The 23,482-nt window shown below is 71.7% G+C and carries 17 protein-coding genes; 4 read left to right on the top strand and 13 right to left on the bottom strand.

Going from position 1 to position 23,482, the window contains the following annotated elements; translation table 11 throughout:
• The first annotated feature begins 42 nt into the window (after positions 1 to 42).
• The 4 genes from JOD65_RS16470 to JOD65_RS16485 all read left to right on the top strand — a co-directional run bounded on the left by JOD65_RS16470 (position 43) and on the right by JOD65_RS16485 (position 4,895).
• Positions 43 to 1,341 (top strand): FAD-dependent monooxygenase, encoded by a 1,299-nt coding sequence (locus JOD65_RS16470; RefSeq protein ID WP_191195986.1) that lies wholly within the window; start codon positions 43 to 45, stop codon positions 1,339 to 1,341.
• Positions 1,342 to 2,267: 926 nt separating this feature from the next.
• Positions 2,268 to 2,717 (top strand): Lrp/AsnC family transcriptional regulator, encoded by a 450-nt coding sequence (locus tag JOD65_RS16475; protein ID WP_191195987.1) that lies wholly within the window; start codon positions 2,268 to 2,270, stop codon positions 2,715 to 2,717.
• Positions 2,718 to 2,904: 187 nt separating this feature from the next.
• Complete coding sequence (locus JOD65_RS16480; RefSeq protein WP_191195988.1) at positions 2,905 to 3,384, top strand: DUF6326 family protein; 480 nt, start codon at positions 2,905 to 2,907, stop codon at positions 3,382 to 3,384.
• A 137-nt stretch (positions 3,385 to 3,521) separates the two neighbouring features.
• Positions 3,522 to 4,895, top strand: coding sequence for an FAD-binding oxidoreductase (locus JOD65_RS16485; RefSeq protein WP_191195989.1), 1,374 nt, complete (start codon positions 3,522 to 3,524; stop codon positions 4,893 to 4,895).
• Between the two features lie 81 nt (positions 4,896 to 4,976).
• On the opposite strand, the gene JOD65_RS16490 is transcribed toward JOD65_RS16485, so the two are convergent.
• From JOD65_RS16490 to JOD65_RS16550, 13 genes are all read right to left on the bottom strand, one after another.
• Positions 4,977 to 8,462, bottom strand: coding sequence for an ATP-binding protein (locus JOD65_RS16490; RefSeq protein WP_191195990.1), 3,486 nt, complete (start codon positions 8,460 to 8,462; stop codon positions 4,977 to 4,979).
• Positions 8,463 to 8,464: 2 nt separating this feature from the next.
• Positions 8,465 to 9,274: a DUF4194 domain-containing protein gene (locus JOD65_RS16495; protein ID WP_191195991.1), complete on the bottom strand. Its 810-nt coding sequence runs from the start codon at positions 9,272 to 9,274 to the stop codon at positions 8,465 to 8,467.
• A complete protein-coding gene (locus tag JOD65_RS16500) occupies positions 9,271 to 10,821 on the bottom strand; it encodes a DUF3375 domain-containing protein (protein ID WP_307821224.1) in 1,551 nt (516 codons plus the stop codon). Before JOD65_RS16500 ends, JOD65_RS16495 begins: the two co-directional genes overlap by 4 nt.
• Positions 10,822 to 10,918: 97 nt before the next feature.
• Positions 10,919 to 13,672: an AAA family ATPase gene (locus tag JOD65_RS16505; RefSeq protein WP_191195992.1), complete on the bottom strand. Its 2,754-nt coding sequence runs from the start codon at positions 13,670 to 13,672 to the stop codon at positions 10,919 to 10,921.
• Positions 13,673 to 13,940: 268 nt separating this feature from the next.
• The gene (locus tag JOD65_RS16510; protein ID WP_191195993.1) at positions 13,941 to 14,231 is read right to left on the bottom strand and encodes an acyl-CoA thioesterase; all 291 of its coding nucleotides are present in this window, start codon (positions 14,229 to 14,231) and stop codon (positions 13,941 to 13,943) included.
• Between the two features lie 101 nt (positions 14,232 to 14,332).
• Positions 14,333 to 14,617 carry a DUF2218 domain-containing protein gene (locus JOD65_RS16515; RefSeq protein ID WP_191195994.1) on the bottom strand — a complete coding sequence of 95 codons (285 nt, stop codon included), beginning with the start codon at positions 14,615 to 14,617 and terminating at the stop codon, positions 14,333 to 14,335.
• 59 nt (positions 14,618 to 14,676) lie between these two features.
• Entirely contained in the window at positions 14,677 to 16,761 is a 2,085-nt protein-coding gene (locus JOD65_RS16520) for an elongation factor G (RefSeq protein WP_191195995.1), read from the bottom strand.
• Positions 16,762 to 16,873: 112 nt separating this feature from the next.
• Entirely contained in the window at positions 16,874 to 18,649 is a 1,776-nt protein-coding gene (locus JOD65_RS16525; RefSeq protein WP_191195996.1) for a bifunctional sugar phosphate isomerase/epimerase/4-hydroxyphenylpyruvate dioxygenase family protein, read from the bottom strand.
• Positions 18,649 to 19,638, bottom strand: coding sequence for a phosphotriesterase family protein (locus JOD65_RS16530; RefSeq protein ID WP_191195997.1), 990 nt, complete (start codon positions 19,636 to 19,638; stop codon positions 18,649 to 18,651). The genes JOD65_RS16525 and JOD65_RS16530 overlap by 1 nt, the downstream gene beginning before the upstream one ends.
• Positions 19,639 to 19,657: 19 nt before the next feature.
• Positions 19,658 to 20,689 carry a DctP family TRAP transporter solute-binding subunit gene (locus JOD65_RS16535; RefSeq protein ID WP_204811237.1) on the bottom strand — a complete coding sequence of 344 codons (1,032 nt, stop codon included), beginning with the start codon at positions 20,687 to 20,689 and terminating at the stop codon, positions 19,658 to 19,660.
• Entirely contained in the window at positions 20,689 to 21,600 is a 912-nt protein-coding gene (locus tag JOD65_RS16540) for a shikimate dehydrogenase (RefSeq protein ID WP_191195999.1), read from the bottom strand. The genes JOD65_RS16535 and JOD65_RS16540 overlap by 1 nt, the downstream gene beginning before the upstream one ends.
• Positions 21,597 to 22,871, bottom strand: a complete 1,275-nt coding sequence (locus JOD65_RS16545; RefSeq protein WP_191196000.1) for a TRAP transporter large permease — start codon at positions 22,869 to 22,871, stop codon at positions 21,597 to 21,599. The genes JOD65_RS16540 and JOD65_RS16545 overlap by 4 nt, the downstream gene beginning before the upstream one ends.
• Positions 22,868 to 23,434, bottom strand: coding sequence for a TRAP transporter small permease (locus JOD65_RS16550; RefSeq protein ID WP_191196001.1), 567 nt, complete (start codon positions 23,432 to 23,434; stop codon positions 22,868 to 22,870). Before JOD65_RS16550 ends, JOD65_RS16545 begins: the two co-directional genes overlap by 4 nt.
• Between the last annotated feature and the right edge of the window lie 48 nt (positions 23,435 to 23,482).

The raw sequence follows: 23,482 nt of genomic DNA on the forward strand, positions 1-23,482 counted from the left end.
CCCGTCCCCTGACCTGTGACCTGTGACCTGAGAGGAACCACCATGACCACCCAGCCATCCCCAGCACCTGACGTCATCGTCGTCGGCGGCGGCATCGGCGGCCTCTCGGCCGCCGTCGCCCTGACCCGCAAGGGCATCCGCGTCCGCGTCTACGAGAAGGCGCCGGCCTTCGGCGAGGTGGGCGCCGGGCTGCAGATCGCACCCAACTGCACCCGCATCCTCGACGACTACGGCCTGCTCGACGAGGTCAAGTCGCTGGGCGTGGTGCCGACCTCGATGGTCATGAGGGACGCGGTCGACGCGTCCGAGCTGACCCGCCTCGACCTGGTCGACCTCGAGCGGCGCTACGGCTTCCCCTACATGGTGATCCACCGCTCGGACCTGCACGGCACCTTCCTGCGGGCGGCCGAGCGGCTGGGGGTCGACCTGCGCACCGGCCTCGCCGCGACGGCGTACGAGCAGGTGACGCTGCCCACCGGTCGGCCCGGCGCCCGCGTCACGTTTGCCGACGGCAGCAGCGACGAGGCGGAGACGGTGATCGCGGCCGACGGCCTGCACTCCGTGGCCCGCAGCCTTCTCGTCGACGACGAGCCGGTCAGCTCGGCGTACGTCGCCTACCGCGGCGCGGTGCCGATCGAGCAGGTCCGCGCCAACGACGTGTCCGAGACCGACGTGGTCGTCTACCTCGGGCCGGGCTGCCACTTCGTGCAGTACCCGCTGCGGGGTGGCGAGATGTTCAACCAGGTCGCCGTCTTCGAGTCGCCGAAGGCGGTCGCGGGCGAGGACGACTGGGGCACCCCCGACGAGCTCGACGCCGCCTTCGACGGCACCTGCGGCCAGGTCCAGCAAGGCCTGCCGCTGATGTGGCGCGACAAGTGGTGGCGGATGTTCGACCGCGAGCCGATCCTGCACTGGGTCCACGGCCGGGTCGCGCTCCTCGGCGACGCCGCGCACCCGCCGCTGCAGTACATGGCGCAGGGCGCGATCATGGCGATCGAGGACGGCTGGGTCCTGGCCGAGCACGTCGCGGCACAGCAGGCGGTCCGTACGGAGTCGGGCTCGGGCGTCGACTGGGACGCCGCGCTGTCGGCGTACGACGCCGTGCGCCCGCCGCACTGCGCCCGCGTGCTGACCACCGCCCGCTCCTGGGGCGAGCTCTGGCACCTCGACGGTCTTGCCCGCCGCCAGCGCAACGTGGTGCTGCGCGGTCGCGACACCCACGACTACACCTACACCGACTGGATCTACGGCCCCACGGCGCTCACGCCGGACCAGGAGCCGCCGCACTACCCGGTGTTCCCCCTCTCCTCGGTGGAGGTCGGCGAACCCGCTGCCGTCTAGTACGTCACCGTGACCGCGCTGCCGTCCCCCGAGCGAGCTCCTGTCGTCCCACCGGCTGGTGGCGACGTTGACGACCGCCAGGGAGAAGCCCGCCGCGAGGAAGGCGGCCGGTCCGCCGAGCCGGACGAGGGTGACGGCCAGGACGGCCGCGAAGGTGGCGGTACCGGGCACGGCCGTGAGGGTCCCCCGCAGCATGGACCGAGCAACCGGCGCGCCCGCGTCGCGGTGCGCGCTGGGCGCCACGACCCCCATGACCAGCGGCACACTCGCGAGCAGGCCGGTCAGCCCCGCACCGAGTACGCGCGCGGAGGTGGACAACCCCGCCACGAGCAGCCCGGTGAGCGCGGCGCGCATCCCGAGCTGGGCTCCTGTCGGCCCCCTGGGCGTGACGGCCGAGATCGGGGTTGCGTCGGGTCGCCACATCCGGAGCGCGATGAGTGCCACCGGCAGGACGGCGAGGCCCGACCATGCGAGGGTCGCGCCGGCCGAGTGGGCGCCGGTCCCGAGCAGAACAGTGACCGCCGTGGCGGTGGCCAGGGTCGCGGTCGCGTTGGCTCGTGTGGACGCGACCGAGTAGGCGCACGTGAACGCCACCACCATCACCTGACCGGCGAGGACGCCGCGCGCGGCGACGGCCGCGGCCGACGCCCCGTCGGAGAGGAACAGCAGCAGGACCAGTGGCCCGGAGGTGAGCGGCAACCCGACAAGCCGACCAGCGAGACGGGGTCCGACCCGGTGCTGCACCCAACCGGCGGCGAGGACGACGAGGGGCGGGAGGACGAGACGAAGGACGAGGCTTTCCACGCGTTCGACACTTCTACGTCCGTCGCCGATTGTGGTTCGGTATATGGAGCCGCTGCGGGTCATGACCCGGGAATTCCTCGATCAGATCGCGATGTAGCCGAGGAATCTGCGACACTGCCAGGATGGACGCCATCGACCGTTCGCTGCTGCGCCTCCTCATCGATGACGCCCGCATGACCTACCACGACCTCGGCGTCTCGGTCCGGCTGAGCGCCAACACGGTGAGCGACCGGGTCCGGCGACTACGGGCCAGCGGGGTGCTGCAGGGCTACCGTGCCGAGCTCGACCCTGCAGCGCTGGGCAGGAAGCTGCTGATGGTCAGCGACATCCGGCTGCGTGACGGCTGGGACCGGCAGGAGTTCGAACGCGGCCTCGCTCGCGTGCCTCAGGTGGTGTCGGGAAGCCGGCTCACCGGGGAGTACGACTTCCTCCTCCGGCTGGCCTGCGTCGACGCAGCCGAGTTCGAGACCGTCGTGGACACCCTCAAACGGGAGCACGGGGTCCGGGAGCTTCGCAGCCGGTTGGTGCTGCACGAGCTCGACCTCGACCCCGGGCGTCTGCTGGAGCTCTGATCCGCCCGCCTGTGCGGTGGCTGTGATGCACCGGGTACGTCCGTCGTAGCCGGGACTCGATCCCCGGCCGAACGGCCGAGTGACCCCGCCGATCGGCCGGGCGAGCCCAGCCTCCGAGCCGAGGCGCCCACCGCCGTGCACGGCGATCGTGGACCTACCGATCCTCGCCACAGCAACGGAGTCCATGATGAGCATCCGTCAACCCGCCACCGCCACGCTGGAAGACCAGCCGATCCCGGTGCGCGCCAAGCTCGCCGCAACCTGGACGAGCTTCATGTTCCTGTACGCCTATGTGGACATCCTCAACTTCTTCACGCCGGGCGTCATCGAGGAGATCCTCGAGGGCAAGGTCTTCGAGTTCGACCTCTCCCAGACCTTCTCGACCACGGCGCTGGTCCTCGTGGCCGTCCCGATCCTGATGGTCGTGCTGTCGATGACGCTGCCCGCCGGGGCGGCCCGCACCACGAACCTCGTCGTGGCCTCGCTCTACGTCCCCGTCACGGCATTCAACGTGGTGGGCGAGTCCTGGCTGTTCTTCTACGGCCTCGGCATCGTGCTCGAGCTGGTCCTGCTCGCCCTCATCGTGCGGTACGCCTGGACCTGGCCCCGCACCGCACCGTCTGCGACGACGGCGACGAGGGCGACCAGCCGCCAGGCTCTGGTCTAGAGGTCCTGCCATGTCGACGCGGGCGGGTCTAGCGTGAAGTCGATCCCATTGACGCACCGCTGTGGATCGCAGCGGCACGTGGCGACCTCGGGCCCACTCGTCTGGGACCAGTCAAACGACGAGGCGAGGACTTGCTCATGGACACGAATGCGCTGACGGCCCTGCGCGAGAACGTTCGGGGAACCGTGACCACCGCGGAGGACGCCGAGTACGACGAGGCGCGCCGCGTGTACAACGCGATGATCGACCGCCGGCCCGCGGTGATCGTGCGCCCGGCCAACACCGGCGACGTGATGACTGCCGTGCGGTTCGCGGCCGAGAACGACCTGTCGGTAGCGGTACGGGGAGGGTCGCACAGCGTGCCGGGGTTCGGCACCGCCGACGGCGCGTTGGTCGTCGACCTCTCGACCATGCGGGGCGTCCGGGTCGATCCGCTGACCCAGACCGCCCGCGTCGAGGGCGGCGCCACCTGGGGCGACCTGAACGCCGCAGGATATCCGTTCGGTCTGGCCACCACGGGCGGCATCATCTCGACGACCGGGGTCGGCGGGCTGACGCTGGGCGGCGGCATCGGCCACCTCGACCGGGGCCTCGGGCTGTCCTGCGACAACCTCCTCGCCGCGGACGTGGTGACCGCCGACGGCAGCTTCCACGTCGCGAGCGACAAGGAGGACGCCGACCTCTTCTGGGCCATCCGCGGCGGCGGCGGCAACTTCGGCGTCGTCACGTCCTTCGAGTTCCGGATGAGCCCGGTCAAGGACATCTATGGCGGGCCGATGTTCTTCGAGCTCGACCGGGCCGGCGACCTGTTGCGGTTCTACCGCGAATTCATCGCCGACGCCCCCGAGGAGCTCGGCTGCTTCCCGGCGTACCAGATCGCCCCTCCTCTGCCGTTCATCCCGGAGGACCGCCACGGCGAGCCGTTGTTCGCGATGGTGACCTGTTGGGCCGGCGACCTGGATGCAGGAGAGAAGGCGCTCCAGCCGATCCTGGACGTGGCCCCGAGGGTGGCCGAGCACGTCGGCGTGATGCCGTACCCGGCGCTCAACAGTGCCTTCGACGCCCTCGTCCCGCCCGGGCTCCAGCACTACTGGAAGGCGAACTTCGTCACCGAGCTGACGGACGACGCGATCGCGGCCCACCTGGAGCACGGACCGAAGATCCCCGTCGTGAACTCCACCATGCACATCTACCCGATCAACGGCGCAGCCCAGCGGGTCGCGCCCGACTCGACGGCGTTCGCCTACCGCGACGCCACGTTCGCGACGGTGATCGCCGGGATGTGGCCCGACCCGGCGGACAACGACGCGAACACCGCGTGGGTGAAGGACTACTACGCCGCCACCGCCCCGCACTCGGAGGAGGGGGGCTACGTCAACTTCATGGCGGAGGACGACCAGTCCCGGATCCGGGCCAACTACCGCGGCAACTACGACCGGCTGGCGCAGACCAAGCGTCGCTACGACCCGGACAACCTCTTCCGGCACAACCAGAACATCCAGCCCGGCTGACGAGGTGTCACCCGGCGTCAGGATGCGCCGACTCGACGTGTGACGGGCGTCAGGACGCGCCGACTCGACGTGTGACGGGCGTCAGGATGCGCCGACGCGACCTGCCCGCTCGGCGTCGGTGATCGGCGTGATCCAGGACTGGTGGGTGGTGCTGTTCTTCGTGATGGCGAGCAGCTCGTCCATGTGGGGCTCGAGGCCGGTGACCTTGTCGAGCGGAACTCCGACGATCAGCTGGAAGCCGAGGCCGCGCCATGCCTGGACGGCGCGGCCGGCGAACTCGGAGTCGGCCTTCACGAAGCCCTCGTCGAGGAAGACCGGGGCGAACCGCGGCCGCGACCGCATCTCGTCCCCGAGCCGGAAGCGGAGGGCGGAGCCGACGATGAAGGCGACCAGCTCCTGGCTCTCGCCTCCGCTCTTCTCACCCAGCGTCCGGTAGGTCGCCCGCAGCTCGCCGGTGGTGTGGTCGTAGCGCTCGGCGCTGATCTCCACGTGACGGCGTACGTCGAGCAGGCGCTCGCGGTCGGTCAGTGACGTCGCCGCGTCACCGACCTGGCTCGGCCGGCGCAGCTGCTGCATGAAGCGGCTGAGCTCGGCGAACCGCTTCTCGAGGGCGTCCTCGTCCAGCTCGGTCGTGGAGCCGGACGACAGGGTGCGCAGGTCCTTCATGAACGTCTGGACGTGGGCGGGCGACAGCCGCCGCAGGCGGATCCGCAGCCGGTCCCCCGACGCCCCGAACTCCAGGCGCCGAAGGATCGCGTTGATCGGCTCGAGCCGGTCCTCGATCTCCTCGACGGACGCGGCCATCGCGCCCACGAGGGGTACGAGGTCCTGGCCGCTCCACTCCGTGAGCCGGCGTCGCCACTCGGCCCGCCGGGCCGCGAGGCCCTCGCCGCGGATGTCGTCGAGGATGCGGGCGTAGTCGGGGTAGGAGTCCGCGGTCGCGCCCAGGTTGGGCGAGTCCCACTGGAACTTGTAGACCCGGAAGACCTGGGCGAGGTCGTCGTCGACCCGGCGGACCTCGGCATCGGCGTCGGCGACCGCGGTGCGGAGCCGCTCGGCGAGCCGCTGGGACGACTCGGCGAACCGGTCGAGGTCGTCGGGGTCCGCGGGCGACGCGGCGGCGGCGAAGTCCACCGCGAGGGCGGCGTCCTGCTCCGGGCTGAGCAGGACCCGGCCGGCGTCCTCCATCGCCTGGAGCCGGTCCTTGACGACGTCCTCGGAGTCGACGAGCTCGCCGTGGGCGGCGTTGAGCTCGCGCTGCCGCTGCTCCGCGGCATAGCGGGCCCGTCGCGTCTCCTCCAGCCGTGCGGTGAGGTCGGCGATCTGCGCGTCGAGCGCCTGGAGGCCGTCGTCGGACTCGAGGATCTCCGTCCGGCGACGCTCGAGGTCGGCGATGCGTCGGTCGCTGCCGTCGACGTCGAAGTCGTCGAAGCGCGCGGTGGCCACGACGTCGTACGACGTGCGCTGCTGCTCCAGCACCCGTGACCGCTGGTCGAGCCGGGCCACCTCGGCGCCGACGCCGTCGAGCCGCTCCTCGAGCTCGGCCAGCTCGGCGTCGACCTCGGCGATCGCGTCGGAGTTGGAGAAGCCGATGATGCTGCGGGTGTCGTTGCGTCCGTGGGCACCGCGTCGGCCGTTGCGGGTCTGGCCGGCGAGGGTGACCCGCAGATCGGATCCGGGGCGAGCGCCCGCGAGGCCCTCGGCGGACTCCACGCACAGCGCGTTGCGCGACGCCTCCCCGACGTGGGCCTGCACCCAGCCCGAGAAGGGCGAGTCCTTGAAGACCAGCTTGCCCGCGACCCGCTCCGGGTCGGCCGGGCCGAGGTCGGGCAGGTCGAGCTCGACGCCCTCGAACGTCAGCCGGCCGCGGAGCCGCAGCCCGTCGATGGCGGCGGCGAAGCTCTCCAGCCGGTCGAGCGGCACGAGCATCATCCGGGCGCTCGCGCCGAGGACCGTCTCGATCGCCGTGCGCCACCGCACCTCGTCGGGCGCGACGTCGACCAGCTCGGCAACGAAGGGCAGCTCGTCGACGCCGATCCCGCTCGCCTGCGCGACCTCCGCGCGCAGCTCGTCCATCCGGGCCGGCACCCGGCCGGCGCGGCTCTCCAGGGACGTCCGCTCGCGGCGCAGCTCGGCCTGGCGCTGGCTGAGCGGGAACTGGTCGCGGAGCGTGGCGTCGCGCTCGCGCCGGATCCGCTCCTGCTCCCGCTGGAAGCCGGCCAGCCACTGCTGGGCGTGCATCTGCAGCACGGCGAACGACTCGCTCAACAGCAGCGCGGCCTCGACGTCGGGCGCCTGGGCGTCGGTGGCGTCGATGAGCGGCAGCAGCCGCCCCTGCAGGACCTCCCGGCGCCCGAGCCGGTCCTCGCGGACGACCTGCTCCTGCTCCAGCGACAGCGCGAGCGACTGCAGCGTCGACCCGCCGGCCGCGCGGTGCGACTCCTTGGCGGCCTCCAGGTCGGCCAGGTAGGTGCGCTCCGCCGAGGTCGTCGTGCCCAGCTCGTCGGCCGCTGACGCGCGGTCGGCGCGGTTGTCGACCACAGCGGCTTCGATGAGGCGGAGGTGGGTGCGCAGCAGCCACATCCGCAGCGGGGTGTCACCGTCGAGCGTGACGCCGTAGGAGTCGAGCTCCGCGAGCCGTCGGGTGGCCGCCACCTTGCGGTCGTGGAGGTCGGTGATCGGCGCCAGGAGCTCGAGCTTCTGCTCCTCGGTGCGCATGGCTGAGTGGGCGGTGTCGAGGTCGTCGAAGTGCTCGATCGCGCGGTCGGCGGCGGCGAACGTCGTGGGTCGCTCGAGGACCATGTCCTTGTAGAGCTCGTCGACGCTGCGGACCTGGTTGCCCGCCTGGATCCGGGCGAGCAGCCGCAGCGCCTTCGCGCCGTCGCCGTTGGCGCCGATGCCGAGCCGCGCGTGCAGGACGGCGGCGAGCTCGGCGTAGGTCCGGTGCACCCGGATGCCGGGGTAGAGCTTCTTCAGCGTGGTGGCGTGGAAGCGCTCGGGCACCGCGACCTCGAGCGTGTCGAGCGGCAGTGCCCCGTCCTGGGTGGCCAGCTGCATCTGGACGTCGGCGGAGCGGGTCGCGCGCCGCGGCACGTAGTAGGTGCGGAGCACCGTGAACCGGCCGCCCTGGTCGTTGACGAACGTCATCGCGATCGCGCCCCAGGTGTCGGCGCCCTTGCCGCGGAGCAGCTTCTCGACCGGCCGACCGGTGCGGGGGTCGTCGACCACGTCGACCGCGCCGCGGAGGTAGGACAGCAGGTTGCGCTGGCCGGCGCCCCGGGCACGGCCCGCGACGGCGTCGTTGGACGCACCGTTGAACTTGGTGTCCGACGGCATCATCAACGCCGTGTAGGCGTCGAGGATGGTGCTCTTGCCGACGCCTGAGGCGCCGGAGATCATCGTCGCGTCGCCGCGCAGGGGGACGACGGTGAGACCGTCGAAGCCGCCCCAGTTGACCATCTGGAGCAGCGCCGCCCGCCACTGCATCGTGTCGTCGGCCGGGGTGGCCACGTCACTCCGCTCGAAGAGTCCGTCGACCGGTGTCTGCTCGATCTCGTCGATCGACATGCTCACTGCTCCTCTGCGCGGTCGCCGGTGGCCGTGGCGTCCGCGTCGGCCTCGTCGTCGAACAGGTCGGCCGTGTCGTCGGGCCCGGACGGGACCTCGGTGTCGTTGGCGGCCACCAGCGCCGCGAGCAGGTCCTGCAGGAGCTCCAGCGGGATCAGCGGCTCCACGGCCTCGCTGATCTCGAAGCGCTCCTCGGAGCCGGTGCCGATCAGCAGCCCGGCCTTCACGATGCCCGCGATCGCGTTGCGTGCCCGCTTCTCGTCGCCTGCGACGTCGGTCGCGTGCGAGGGCCGGAAGCTCGAGACGTAGCGGACGACGTCCTCCCGGTCGACGAAGGCGCGTGCGTCGCCGCTCGCGACCCCGGCACGCAGCCGGTCGCGGAGGTGGACCAGCACGAGCGTCTCCTCGCGTGACCACGCGGCGTCGTAGAGCATCGTGGGGAAGCGGCTCCCCGTCTCGGACGTCGCCTGGCGCTTCCACGCGACCTCGCGGGCGCGGTCGACCTGCAGGTCCAGGAAGAGGTCGTTGAGCCGCGACCGGAGCAGGCGCTCGTGCTCGACGAGCACGCGCCAGTCGCGCGGGTGCGTGCGCGCGCTGATGAACCGCTGCTTGAGCAACGTCACCAGCGCGCGGCGCTGGGCGTATTCCAGGCCGCCCTCGTCGCCCTCGAACAGCGAGACGGAGTGCTCGTCGAGGAGCTCGTCGAGGAGCTCGTCGTCGACGAGGTCGATGTCCTGGACGTCGGATTCGACCTCGGATTCGACCTCGGAGCCGAGCTCGGGGCCGGTCTCGGGGTGCGTCTCGACGCTCATGCGCGGGTCTCCGTCGGCTGGGTCTGCTGCTGGGTCTGCTGCTGGGTCTGTTGGTGGGTCTGTTGGTGGGTCTCGGGGAGGTCGGGGTCGGGCAGCGGCGTACGAGGCACCGCGAAGGTCCGCCTGCTCCCGTCGGGGCGGACGGCCTCGAACGGCTCGACGGACTCCTCGGCCCGCCAGTCGCGGTCGGCGGCGAGGTGCAGCAGCCCGAAGATCTCGACCGGCCGGCGCAGCGACGGCTCGAGCCCGTCGAAGAGGGCGCCGAGGGACGCGACCGGGAGCAGGGAGGCCATCACCGCGTCGAGGCGCTCACGCAGCGTCGCCAGCTTGGGCCCGCCCTGGGCGACGAGGTCGGCGAGCGAGACGGGAGGCGCGAGGTCGGGGTCGGGCGTGCTGATGCGGTCGGGCAGCACGTCGTCGGCGGGGTCGTAGAAGCGCTCGCGCAGGTGGTCGATGCCCGTCCGCGCGGGCAGGAGCGGGACGTCGTGGGCAGCCCGCGGGCCGGTGGTGGCCATCCAGGTCATCAGCTCGGCCTCCACCTGGCGCAGCGTCTGCTCGAGCTCACGGTCGCGGGCCGCGTCGTGGGAGACGATGTACTCCTTCAGGGTCGCCGTCACCCGCGATCGCTGGGCGAGCACCCGGTCGAGGCCGTCTCGCACCAGCCGCACCGTGCCGCGCAGCTCGGCCCGGTCGGCGTCGCTGAGGAGCCGGTCCGACAGCGGGTGCTCGAGCAGGTCCGTCAGGTCCTCGCGCAGCTGGGTCACCAGGGCGTCGTCGCGCAGCAGCGCGAAAGCCCCCTCGAACGCCCGTCCCTCGTGCGTCGCCGTCATCAGTGCGTCTGCGCGGGACAGGTAGTCGTCGATCACCTCGCCGGCCGGACGGTCCTCCGCCCGGAACGCGGCAAGGATCTCGGTCCGGATGGTCGCGAAGCGCTCCTCCACCCGGGCGAAGTCGCTCGGCAACGCGGAGATCAGTGACAGCAGCTCGGTGAACCCCTCGAGCATGTAGTCCTCGGTCGCGCCCTCCAGGTCACCGCCGTCGACGAGGCGGTCGCGCTCGACCCGGAGCCGGGCGATCTCCTCGTTGAGGATCGTCACGCGAGTCGTCCGGTCGGGGTTGGCCTCGGAGTTGAAGCGGCGGACGGTGCCGAGGATCGTGGCGACCCGGTGCTCGCTGAGCGTGGCCCGGTCGCGCGCGAGGTTCTTCACCAGCTCCAGCGCCTGCTGCGCGTGCGAGGTCAGCGCGTAGACCTCGTGGCCCGCCTCGTCGAGCGACCGCACGAGCCACTGGCCGCGCATCCAGCGCTGGCAGACCTCCCGGCCCGTGCCGGTGGGGACGTCCTGCTCCCCCGCCAGCCGCATCTGGGCCAGGTGCTCCTCGACCTGGGCGTGCAGCCGGGCCGTCGGGATCGGGTTGTTGTTGCGCCCGAACGCCGTGCGGAAGATCGTGATCACCACGGGCGCCTGCCGCTGGTGGAGCAGGGTCAGCGTGGGCTGCGCGAACGCGCTCTTCACGCGCGCGAGCTCGCCCGCGATCTCGATCACCACCCGGTCTCCCCTGCGTCGTCCCACCTGTGTCGGTGCGCAAGCATCGCAAAGGGCACCGACGGCGCGTGGGGCGGGCCTGCCCGCGAGCGTCCGTGCGCTAGACGGGCGCGGCCCGACTCCCGACTGCATCTGCGGCTCGCCGGACCGCGTCGGACAGCGGAACGTGTCCACGGGCGTCGGCAGCGGCGCGCTTCAGCAGCCGACCTGCCATCGTGCCCTGCCCGGTCGCCTGGGCCACCTGAGCTGCCCGCCAGCGGCAGTACGCCGCGTCATAGGGGCGTCTGAGCCCGTCCCAGGTCCCCGCGGCCACCACCCAAATGTCCACGGTCCCGGCACCCTCGAGCCTGGCCAGCTCAGCCGACCAGGTGGCACCCTCCGCCACGGGCCTGGCGAGATGGGGGTGGGGCGCGAACGGGTCGCCGGTCAGTCGGCCACGCAGGTCACGCAGCTCGGTGCCGAGGACCGGGTCGCGCAGGTCTGCGGCTGCGCGCGCGGCCAGGACCAGCACCGGGGCGAGCATGGCCGGCTCCTCCGTCCCCTCGCCCGTCCGCAGCACGGCGAGCACCCGCTCCGCGGCCGCGGCGGGTCGACCCGTCCAGAGCTCGATCGTGGCGGCGACGGAGTGGTGAAAGAGCCTGAACGCGAGACCCCCCGTCGGCGCTGGCCCCTCCCCCGCCATCGTGATGCGCCGGTCGGCGTCATCTGCACGGCCGCGCATCAAGTCGAGCACCGCACGCTGCTCGTACAGCGGCCAGCGCTGCTGCTCGGGATCGCCCTCGGTGAACTGGGCGACAAGGTCCCAGGCGCGCTGCGGGGAACCCTGCGCGATGAGGGCCTCGGCGAGGTTGCTGCGCAGGATCGCATCCATCCACTGGTGGAGACCCCAAGCGTCGGCGAGGGCGAGCGCGGTCCGGGCGACATCGAGGAGCTCCTCGGCCGGCGCTCCGCTCATCAGCAACATGTCCGTCACGCCCACCGCGACCTCGATCTCGCAGTAGGGATCCTCGGGATCGATCGTGATGGCGCTCAGCTCGTCGATGCTCGCCCGAGCGCCGGATCCGTCGCCCGCGAGCCCCTGGTCCCACGCGCGTCGCACGAGTGCCTCCTTCAGGACCGACGGGATCCCCACACGCCGCGCCTCGGCCACGGCACGGACCCCGATCTCGGCGCACTCGCGGAAGCGACCGAGAGATTCGTACGCGCTTGCCAGCGACGTCAGGGCATCGACATGGTCGCGCGAGGGCGTCAGCTGTGCGTACATGTCCACGGCTCGCGCGTTGAGCTCGAGCGCCACGGCGGGCTGCGCCTGCCAGTGGCGGTAGTCGCCCACGCGTCGGATGATTCCCGCCGCGTGCTCGGGAGCGGCATCCGCAGCGGCGGCGAGCGCGTCGTCAACCAGGGAGGTCGCCTCGGCGAAGTCGACGCGCGCGATGGCATCGAGGGCGGAGGCATACGCTGCGGCGCGGGCGAGCGGAGGATCTCCCGCTTCTCGGAGGTCGGCAGGCCAGAGCTCGAGCACGCACCGCCACTGACTGGCAGCGGACTCGACCGCCCGCCCGGCCGAGGCGGCCCTCGCGGCGGCTATGCGCCAGCCGAGCTCCTCCCGGCAGGCGCCGGCAGCGCCCCAGTGCTCAGCGATCTCGGCAGCCGGTGGATCCGGCATACAGGCCAGGACCCTGGCCACTCGCCGGTGCACGTCCGGGGCCTCGCCCGGCACGAGGTGCCGGCGGATCGCGTCGGCCACGAGCGGGTGCCGCAGGTGCACCTCCAGTCCGTCAGCCGGGCCGAGCAGCCGCCGGGCGTCCAGCTCACGCAGCCCGACGCCGATGTCGACCTCCGTTATCTCCTCCAGCTGCTGGGGCAGCAGCGGCCGGTCTGCGACACCGAGGGCCCGTGCCACGGACCATGCCGTTTCGCTGAGACCACGCAGGCGGCGGAGCAGGAGGTCCGCCAGCAGCTCGGGCAGGGGCTGGTCGTCGGGATGCAGAGCCAACTGCTCGGTGAACAGCGGCTGGCCGAGGCTGCGTGCGTGGATCCTCGCCACTTCGCCCGGTGCCAGGTCGTCACCCGCAAGGAGCGCGAGCTGCTGGGTCGTCTCGGCGAGCGTCAGCGGGCCAAGTGCCAGGCCGACCGCGCCGGGCAGGCGGCGGGCGCGCGTCAGCCAGTCGGCGAACGCCTCCCCGACGTCCGGGTCCTCGGTCCGCACGGTCACCACGAGCGGGCACCGGTGGGTCCCCAGCAGCTCGAGCACGTCGAGCGTCGCGGCGTCGGCCCAGTGCACGTCCTCGACGACGACGGCTAGCGGGCGACGCTCGCGTAGCGCGGACAGCAGCGCGCCGACCGCGTGGAAGGCGCGGTGCCGGGCCCAGTCCTCGCTCACGGCCGCGACGGTGTCCGCGGTCGCCAGCTCGGGCAGGAGCTGCGCGAGGGCGTCCGAGAGGTACGCCGGCCCTGCTGCCATCGCGTCGTCGAACCATGCGAGGTGCTCGGTGCGCACCCGGCGAAGCAGATCTGCCACAGGCAGCAGGGGCACCTCCGCCGACAGCGGCCGGCAGGCGCCTGTCGTCACGAATGCCTCCGCACCGGCGGCCGCCGCCGCAACGAGTGCGGTCTTGCCGATTCCCGCCTCTCCAGTGACCAGCAACAGGCCCGTGCCGTGGTCGAGGTGGCGGCGCACGGCCACGAGCTCGTCGCGGCGGCCGGCTATCCGCACTTCCGGGGTCGACGTCGCAGGGCGGCCGGTCGCGAGCCACAGCTCGTGGAACTCCGCGGCATCCCCGTCCATCGCCTTCACCACGAGCTCGAGCGCGCCCCACGACGGCACTCGGACGGACGAGAAGATGTTGGACACCGCGGTGTGGCTGCAGCCGACTTCGCGAGCGAGGGTCCGGAGGCTCGGCCAACCGGCGCGATGGTGGAGCTCGTGGAGTGCAGCGACGAGGTCCCGTTGGGGCCCTGGGGGGACCTCGGGCCTGGTGAGCGCTCCCATGCGTTGCCTCCCGGGGGTCGAGGTGCGACCTGATCCGAGCATCCTCGGGTGGCCGAGCCGGTGTCCACCGTTTTCGGGTCCTGCACGCCGCCAGAGCGGCTCGCGCTTCGGCCGGCGCGCTGGCCGCGCGTCAGCCCCGCTCGGCCACCGCCTCCCGCAGGGTGTCCGGGACGGGGGCCGGGCGTCCGCTCTCGTCGACGTGCACCACGGTGTGGGAGCCCGTCACTGCGACCTCGGTGCCGGTCAGGACCCGCCACGTCCAGGTGAGCGAGGTCGTGCCGAGCCGATCGACGCCCAGCTCGACGACGTACTCCTGCCCGTCGACGAGAGGCCGCTCGTACGTCGCGCCGACGGCACGCCGCGGGAACCTGTGGACCGGCTCCAGCCCATCACCGAGATCATTGGCCTGGACCAGCCGCACCGACGGTGATGCCGGCCACCGATGGTTGAGGCAGGCCCTCGTCGAGCTGGCCGAGACCGCTGCGCACGCCACGACGAGCTGAACGGACCCGGTCCCGGCCCTCAGGCCCAGACGACCTCGAGCTCGTCGCGCTGGCCGAATCGCTGGAGGTGGTCGGCGACCACCTGGGCCCAGCGGTCCACGTCGAGCTCACCGTCGGCGGGCACGCTCGCCTCGATCTCGAGGGCACCCTCGACGGGGCGGAGGACCACGGTCTGGCCGCCGGCCATGACGAGCGTTCGCGTGTCCCCGTCCTCGGTGACGGTCGCCTTCGCCGACCAGTGCCCGGCCAGCTGCTTGGCGTAGCGCTCGGGACGGTCGGTGGCCATGGTTCCGTGCTTGCTCATGCGCCCAGCCAAGCACCGGGGCGTGCGCGAACCCAAGCGTGGTCCATCGATGCGTGGGATCACCGGGGCGGAAGGATGGCCGAGACCTGGTCGGGGACCCGCTCGTAGCGAGCGAACGCCCGGGTGAACGACGCCGAGCCGTGGGCGAGGGCGCGCAGCTCGGCGGCGTACCGGCGGAGCTCCAGCTGGGGCACGTGGGCCCTGACCACGACCATGCCCGGCTCGCGGGCCGGCTCGCTGCCGAGGACCTTGCCCCGACGCGCGGACAGGTCACCCATGATGGTGCCGACCAGGGCGTCCGCGACGAGCACCTCCACCTCGTCGACCGGCTCGAGGAGGCACGTCCCGCCACGCGTCGCCGCGTCGCGCAGCGCCAGCCCCCCGGCCGTCTGGAACGCCATGTCGGAGGAGTCCACGCTGTGGGCCTTGCCGTCGGTCAGGGTCACCCTGAGGTCGACCGCCGGACAGCCGTTCACGACCCCGTCCCTCATCTGCGATCGGATCCCCTTCTCGACCGAGGGGATGAACTGCCGGGGCACCGCGCCTCCCACGACGCGGTCGACGAACTCGAACCCACCGCCCTGCGGGAGCGGCTCGACCTCGATGCTGCACACGGCGTACTGCCCGTGTCCGCCGCTCTGCTTGACGTGCCGGCCGTGACCGGTGGCCGGGCGGACGAACGTCTCCCGCATCGGCACCTGGACCTCGACCTCGTCGACGTCCACGCCGTAGCGGCCGGCGAGCCGGTCGAGCAGCACGTCTGCGTGGGCCTCCCCCATCGTCCACAGCACGACCTGGTGGGTCTCCTCGTTGTGCTCGACGCGAAGGGTGGGGTCTTCGGCGGCGAGCCTCTGGAGTCCCGGGCCGAGCTTGTCCTCGGCGCTCTTCGTGCGGACCTGGATCGCCACCGGCAGCTGTGGGTGGGGAACCTGCCAGGGCTCGAGCACGAGCGGCGTGTCGACGTCGGCGAGGGTGTCACTGGTCTCGGCCCGGCTCAGCCGTCCGATGGCGCACAGGTCGCCCGCGACCACGGCCGGGGCGGTGCGCTGGGACTTGCCCAGCGGCACGGAGAGGGACCCGATCCGCTCGTCCTCGTCATGGTCCGGGTGGCTGGAGTCCGGGGGGGCCGCACCCGTCCACGCCGAGCGGTGCCCGGACACGTGCACCGTGGCGTCCGGCAGCACGGTCCCCGAGAAGACGCGGACCAGGCTGACGCGCCCGAGGTACGGGTCGGTGGTCGTCTTGATGACCTCCGCGACCAGCGGACCGGACGGGTCGCACGCGATCTCCGGGCCCGGTCGACCCGCCGGTGTGAAGACCTTCGGCAGCGGGTGCTCGAGCGGTGACGGGAACGCGGACACCATGAGGTCCAGCAGCTCGCCGGCCCCCACGCCACTGGTCGAGTCGACCGGGACGACGGGGTGCAGCGACCCCCGGGCGACGGCGAGCTCCAGGTCCGCGAGGAGGAGCTTGGCCTCGATCACCTCGCCACCGACGTAGCGCTCCATCAGCGTCTCGTCCTCGGACTCCTCGATGATGCCTTCGACGAGCGCTGCTCGCTGCGCGTCGTGGCCATGGTCCCCGGTGATCAGGCCGACGAGACGCCCGCCCTCCCGGAGGTAGACGGGCAGGACCCGCTCGCCGAAGGCATCGCGCGCCTGCGCCACGACGCCGTCGACGTCCGCGCGGGCGTGGTCGACCTTGGTGACGACCACCGCCCGCGGCATGGCCACGTCGGCGCACTCACGCCAGAGTGTCCGGGTCTGCTCATCGACCCCCTCGTTCGCGGCGACGACGAACAGCGCGCAGTCCGCAGCGCGGAGGCCCGCTCGCACCTCGCCCACGAAGTCGACGTACCCGGGGGCGTCCAGCAGGTTGACCTTCACGCCGCCGTGCACCAGCGGCGCGAGGGCGAGCCCCACGGAGCGTCGTTGCCGGTGCTCGACCTCCTCGAAGTCGCACACGGTCGTGCCGTCCTCGGTGCTGCCGGCCCTGTTCAGCACCCCGGCCGTGACCAGCAGCCGCTCGACGAGGGTGGTCTTCCCCGCACCCGCCGGACCCACGACCAGGACGTTGCGGACCGCCTCCGGCCTGATCGCGACCGGGCCAGCCTGGCCGGCAACACCGCCGGACTCTCTGCTCACCGTGGCGGCTCCCGCTCACTCGTGCGACGGTCCGAGAACTGTCAGCCCACTGTGGCCCGATTGGTCCAGCGAGGCAAGGGCGAGACTGATCCGGTCGAGTCCGGGCGCGCTGTCAGCGATCCGGGTCCTGGGCCGCAAGGCGTACGCCGGCGTTGGGAGCGCCGTAACCGTCGTAGCCGTCGACGCGCTGCACCACCTCGAAGAACACCTCACCGACCGTGGCGGTGTAGAAGTGCGTGAAGGTGCCCGCCCCGTCACGGTCGTGGAGGAGGCCGAGCTCGGCCATCTCCCGGACCTCGGCTCTCGAGAGGTCGAACCGGGCGACGAGGTCGTCGTAGTAGTTCTGCGGGATGGCCAGCGGCACCAGGCCGCGTTCGACCGCCCGTCTGGCAACGGCGGCGACGTCGTCGGTCGAGAACGCCACGTGCTGCGGGAAGCCCGAGGACGCGTCCCACACCAGCGGTGCGACGTTGAGGGCGAGCCGGCAGGCGCCGGAGGCCGACCGCACGACCTGGCTGCGAACGAGCCCGTGGGGGGAGGGCACTTCCTGGCTCACGTCCACTCGCAGCCCCAGGACGCTGCTGTAGAAGAGGACCGCCTCGTCGAAGCACTGCCACGGCTCGGCCAGGTTGACGTGGTCGATCCCGGTCAGGAGCGCGGCTCCAGACGTCCGGCCGCCCTCGAACTCCGGCGCCCACGTGGCCTCTCCCCCGGAGCCCGAGCCGAGGAAGACCTCCGTGCCGTCCGGTGCCCGGAAGGCCGGGAGCTCCTGCTCGGTGGCGAGCGTCCTGCGGTAGACGGTCGGTGCCTGGAGGGCGCGTGCGCGGGCGGCCGAGACGGCCGGGTCAGCCACCTGGAACCCGACGGCGGCGAGCGACGGCGTCCGGTCCCGGGCGTGCTGCTCGTTGCAGACGATCCGCGCGGGCCCGTCGGCCCACAGCCGTGCGTCCTTGCTCCGGTGTCGGCCCCGGAAGGTGAGGCCGAGCTGTCCGAGGAGGACGTCGACCTCGCCGGTGTCCTCCGCCCGCACCTCGACGAAGTCGAAGCCGGTCGGCTCGGCGACCGGAGGCAACGGCCGGCTGCCGACCAGGTCCTCGAGCCAGGTGAGGGACCGGCGCGCCTGGCGCGCGGTCCGCCCGACCTCGGTCTGCCGGAACACGTCGTTGAATACCTCCAGCGACAGCGGTCCGTCGTACCCCGTGCGCAGCACGTGGGTGAGGAACGACCCGAGGTCGAAGGCTCCTTCCCCCGGGAACAGGCGGTGGTGGCGCGACCACGACAGCACGTCCATGCTCAGCGCCGGAGCGTCCGCGAGCTGCAGGAAGAACACCTTGCCGCCCGGTATCTCCTCGATCGCGGCCGGGTCGTGGCCACGGGACAGGATGTGGAAGCTGTCGAGGCAGACCCCGACGGCCTCGTGGTCGGCGAGCTCGACGATGCGCCACGCCCGACGGTAGTCGTCGACGTACCGGCCCCAGGCCAACGCCTCGAAGGCGATCCGCACACCGTGCTCGGCAGCCGCCTCCCCCATGCGTCGCAGCTGGTCGGCCGACACGGCGTCGTCGTCGATCGTCGCGGTCCCGACGTTGCTGCACACGAGCATCGTCTCGATGCCCAGTCGCTGCATCAGGACGAACTTCGCCCGGGCCCGCCGCAGCACCGTCTCGAACTCGTCCTCGGTGACGCCTTCTGCGTCCCGGAACGGCTGGTACAGGTCGAGCGAGATCCCCAACCGACCCGCCAGCGCCACGATCTCCTCAGGGCTCGCCGGTGAGGCGACCAGGTCGGGCTCGAAGATCTCGACCCCGTCGAAGCCGGCCTCGGCAGCGGCGTGGAGCTTGTCGGTCAGGGTGCCGCTGAGACAGACCGTCGCGATCGACGTGCGCATCACGGCTCCTCAGGGGTCGAGGGGGTGAGCAGCCGCGCCGGGTTGAGCACCATCAGCTGGTGGATCTGCTCGTCGGTCGCGCCTCCGTCATGCAGCCGGGGAAGGATCCGCCGGGAGATGTTCTCGAGGTTCCAGTGCGGCACGTTCGCCACGCGCCACGACGGGGGCGTGACGCGGCTGAAGTACGCCGCGTCGTGGGAGAGGACCATGCGGTCGGCGTACCCCTCCCGCAGCAGCGCGAGGACGGTCGCCACGCGTACGTCGTCGGGGAGCACGTGCTCCATCCCGAAGCGGTCCATCCCGGTGCTCGCGCCGGCGTCCATCAGCTCGCGCAGGTAGTCCAGGTCCTCGCTGTCGCCGCAGTGCCCGATGACCAGCCGCTCGGGTGCGACGCCGTGCTCCCGGAAGAAGGCGAGCTGCTCGAGCCCGTTGCGCGACGGCGCGTGGGTGTGGGTCGTGATCGGGACGCCGGTGCGCCGCTGCGCGGTTGCTGCCGCCTCCATCACCCGGCGTACGTCGGGGGTGATGCCCGAGCGGTCGGTGACCACCTTGAGCATGCCGGCCCGTACACCGGTGCCCGCGATCCCCACCTGGATGTCGCGCAGGAACAGCTCGAGCAGCGGGTCCGGTCCCCCGACCAGGCGGCCCGGCCCGTGCGTCGAGAAGTACGCCGGCAGGACGTCGGCCGCGTAGTAGCCGGTCGAGGCGACCAGGTGCACGCGGACCCGATCGGCCACCTTCGCAACGCGGGCGACGTCGCGACCGATGCCCAGGACGGTCAGGTCGACGACGGTGCGGACCCCGAGGTCCCACAGCCGCTCCAGCCCCTGGACCGCCGTCTCGATCGCGACGTCCTCGTCCCACTCGGGGTGGGGGAAGTCCACATCCAGCTCGGGATGGCCCACGAACACGTGCTCGTGGATGAGCGTCGTGCCGAGGTCGTCGGTCGACACCGGCCCCCGGAAGGTCTCCACCGTCCGCTCGGTCACCGTCCTGTCACGCCTGTCGTCACTCGGCCTCGCCGCGAATGCCTTCGTAGACCGCGAGCTGCTCCTCGTCGAAGTTGTCACGCAGGTAGTCGTCGGCCTGGCTGCGGAAGGCCTCGACGTCGACGTCGTCGACGACCTCCATGTCGCCGCTCTCCTCCCACTCCGCGATCGTGGCCTCCTCGTCCTCGGCCACACACTCCGGGACCTTCTCCTCCGCCGTCTCCACCGCAGCCGCGAGGGCATCCTGCTGCTCGGAGCTGAGGCCCGACCACGAGTCGCCCCCGATGATCACCAGGTTGGAGTTCGCCTGGTGGTCCGACATCGAGATGTAGTCCTGGACGTCCTGGAGGCTGCTGGCAGCGATGTTGGTGATCGGGTTCTCCTGCCCGTCGACCGTGCCCTGCTGGAGGGCGAGGAACAGCTCCTCGTAGGCCACCTCGGTCGCGTCGGCGCCCAGCGCCTTGGCGTTCATGAGGAACTGCGGGGAGTTGGGGAAGCGCATCCGCAGGCCGTCGAGGTCACCGGGCTCGCGGATGGGCTCGTTGGCGGTGAACTCACGCATGCCGGCAGACCAGGCGCCCAGGGTGTGCACGCCGGTCTCGTCCTCGAATCCCTGCAGCAGCTCGCCGGCGGCGTCGCCGTCGAAGTAGCGAGCGAGGTGGTCGCTGTCGTCGAAGGCGTACGCCGCGTCCAGCACGGACACCTGCTCGTAGACCGCGCCCAGTGCGGATGCGCCCTGGATGTCCATGTCGATGTCGCCGGAGACGACCGACGCGATCCGGTCGGCGTCCGCTCCGAGCTGGCTCGAGGAGAAGACCTCGATCGACATCCCGACGTCGGCCTTCTCGACCTCGTCTGCGATGACCTGCGCCCCGCAGCGGTGCTGCGGCTGGTCCTCGGTGTAGCTGTGGGCGAGCTGCAGAGTGACGTCCCCGCCGGACTCCCCGGCTCCGCCGCCTTCGTCGTCGCCACCGCAGGCGGCGAGGAACATCGGTAGCGCGACGACGCAGGCTGCGAGGGCCGCGCTCCTTCCCTTCGTTCGAGGTGCCATCATCGATTCCTTTTCTCAGTGGTGTTCCGAGAGCGGCTCGTCTCGGTCGCGACGAGCTCGTCGAAGTCGCGCAGCATCGCGGCGCGGTCGGCGGGCCGGCCGGTGATCAGCTCGAAGGCGTCGGCGGCCTGGTGCACGGCCATCCCCGCGCCCGTCAGGACGGTGCACCCGGCCGCCGCGGCGGCGTCCAGGAGAGTCGTGTGGAGCGGGCGGTAGACGATGTCGGCCACCCACAGCGACGGTCGGAGCACCTCGGCCGGGACCGGCGACCCGGGGTGGGCGGCCATGCCCATGGGGCTGGCGTTGACCAGACCCGTGGCCATGCCGACAGCCGCCCGCAGCCAGCCCGCGGTCGGCTGCACGATCTCGATGTCGGTCGAGCGGTCGTCCAGTGAGGCCGCGAGCTGGTCAGCACGCTCGTGGTCGAGGTCCACGACGAGGAGCCGGCGTACGCCCAGGTCGACGAGCGCGTGTGCCACCGCCGTGCCGGCCCCGCCGGCGCCGAGCAGGACCACGCGGTCGCGGTCGACGTCCGGCAGCCCGTCGGTGAAGGACCTCTTGAAGCCGGTGACGTCGGTGTTGTGCCCCGTCGTCCGCCCGTCGCGGATGACGATCGTGTTGAGCGCGCCGATCGCCCGGACCGCGGGAGCCGTCTCGTCGACGAGCGGCACCATCGCCTGCTTCACCGGGTGGGTGATGTTGAGACCGTCGTAGCCCAGCTCGATCGCGGCGCCGAGGAGGTGCTCGAGGTGGGCGGCGTCCACCGCTCCGCCGGCCTGCTCGATGACCTTGTAGACGTAGCGCAGGCCCTGGCGCTCGGCCTCCCGCTCGTGCATCTCGGGCGTCAGCGACGGTCCGACGCCCTGCCCGATGAGGCCGGCGAGCCACGAACGCCGGTCCGGCGCGCTCACAGGCCCAGCCTCTCGGGCAGGTAGAGGATCACGTCGGGCCAGAAGATGATCCCGAAGCAGAGGAGCGTCAGCGGCACGAGGAAGGGCAGCGAGCCCCAGAAGACCTCCGCCATCCTGGCCTTGGTGATGGCCTGCAGGACGAAGATGACCGTGCCCACCGGCGGCGTCAGCAGCCCGATCATCTGCGACAGGATCATCAGCACGCCGAGCGCGATCGGGTCCACGTCGTACTGCGCCGCGATCGGCAGCAGGATGGGGACGGTCAGCGTGAGCACGGCGATCGCGTCGAGGGCCGTGCCCAGCACCATCGACAACGCGAAGACCAGGAGGAGGAACACGGTGGCGTCGCTCGTCAGTCCGAGCATCCACTGGGAGATCTCCTGGGGCACCCGTTCGCGGGCGAGGACGTAGCCGAGCAGGTTGGCCGACGCGACGATCAGCATGATGCTGCCGGTGGTGAGTGCGGCCTCGATGAACACCTTCGGCAGGTCACGCAGGTGCAGGGTGCGGAGGCCGAATCCGAGCAGGAGCATGTAGAGGGCGCCGACGGCCGCCGCTTCGGTAGGCGTGACGAAACCGCCGAGGATCCCGCCGAGGATGATCACCGGCGCACCGAGCGGCGCGATCACACGACGGCCGGTGACCGCCACCCGGCTCCAGCTGAACTCCGTCCTCGGCAGGTCGGGCATCCGCCGCACCCACAGGAACACCACGACGCACAGGCCGATGGCCATCAGGAAGGCCGGCACCACCGAGGCCGCGAAGAGCGCCCCGGTCGAGATTCCCGCCAGGCCGGCGTAGATGACTGCCGGGATGCTCGGCGGCATCACCGGGGCGATCAGGGAGGACGATCCGACGACCCCGAGTGCGAACGGACGCGAGTAGCCGGCGCGCAGCATGGCCGGGATCTCGACCTTGCCGAGCGCGGCCGCGTCCGCCACCGCGGAGCCGCTCATCCACGAGAAGCCGAGGCTGACACCGACGCTGACGTAGCCGAGGCTGCCGCGCACCCGGCCGAGCAGCGCGAGCGCGAAGTCGAAGAGCCGGTCGGCGATACCCGCCTTGTTGGCGATCGAGCCGAGCAGGATGAAGAGCGGCACCGCGAGCAGCGGGAAGCTCGCCGTCGAGTTGGACACCAGCCGCAGGGCCAGGCCCACGGACTGGTCGCTCGTCATCATGTAGAGGAAGCAGGGACCGAAGAACGCGAACGCGACCGGGACGCGGATCACCAGCAGCGCGGCGATCAGGAGGCAGAGGACGAGGACGCTCATGCTGTGGGCATCTCGTGGGTCGCCAGGTCGTCGTACGTCGGTTCGGGAACGCCGTGCACGGCGTAGTCCACGGCCGCGATCAGCGAGCGGACCACCACGCTGACGAAGCCGATCATCGAGATGCCGTAGAGCCAGGACATCGGCATCCGCATCGCCGGCGACTTGAGCATGTCCTGGGTCTGCCAGAGCTCCCACGCCTCGGCGCACAGGGCGACACCGATCAGCGCGACGATGAGGCAGGAGACGACGCGGACGACCCGCCGCACGAGATCGCCCGGGACGAGGTCGATCATCTCGATGGCGATGTGGGAGTCGTTGGTGACCAGGACGCCGGCGAGGACGAAGGTGAGCCAGACGAGGCAGAACCTGGCGAGCTCCCCGCTCCACGGCCACCCGTCGATCGGGAGGTAGCGCTGCGCCGCCTGCACCAGCACCAGGGCGAAGATCAGCACCAGCGCGGCGACACCGATCGTCAGCTCCACGGCGGTCAGCACCCGTGCCACCCGCGTCAGCCAGGCGGGCATGCGCCGGCCGCCTCGGCCGTTGTCGGTGATGGTCGTCACATCGGCGAAGTTACGGAGTCCGGCAATTAGGCGGCAAGGGGTTGCCAT

The organism is Nocardioides cavernae, assembly GCF_016907475.1.
Lineage (GTDB): Bacteria > Actinomycetota > Actinomycetes > Propionibacteriales > Nocardioidaceae > Nocardioides > Nocardioides cavernae.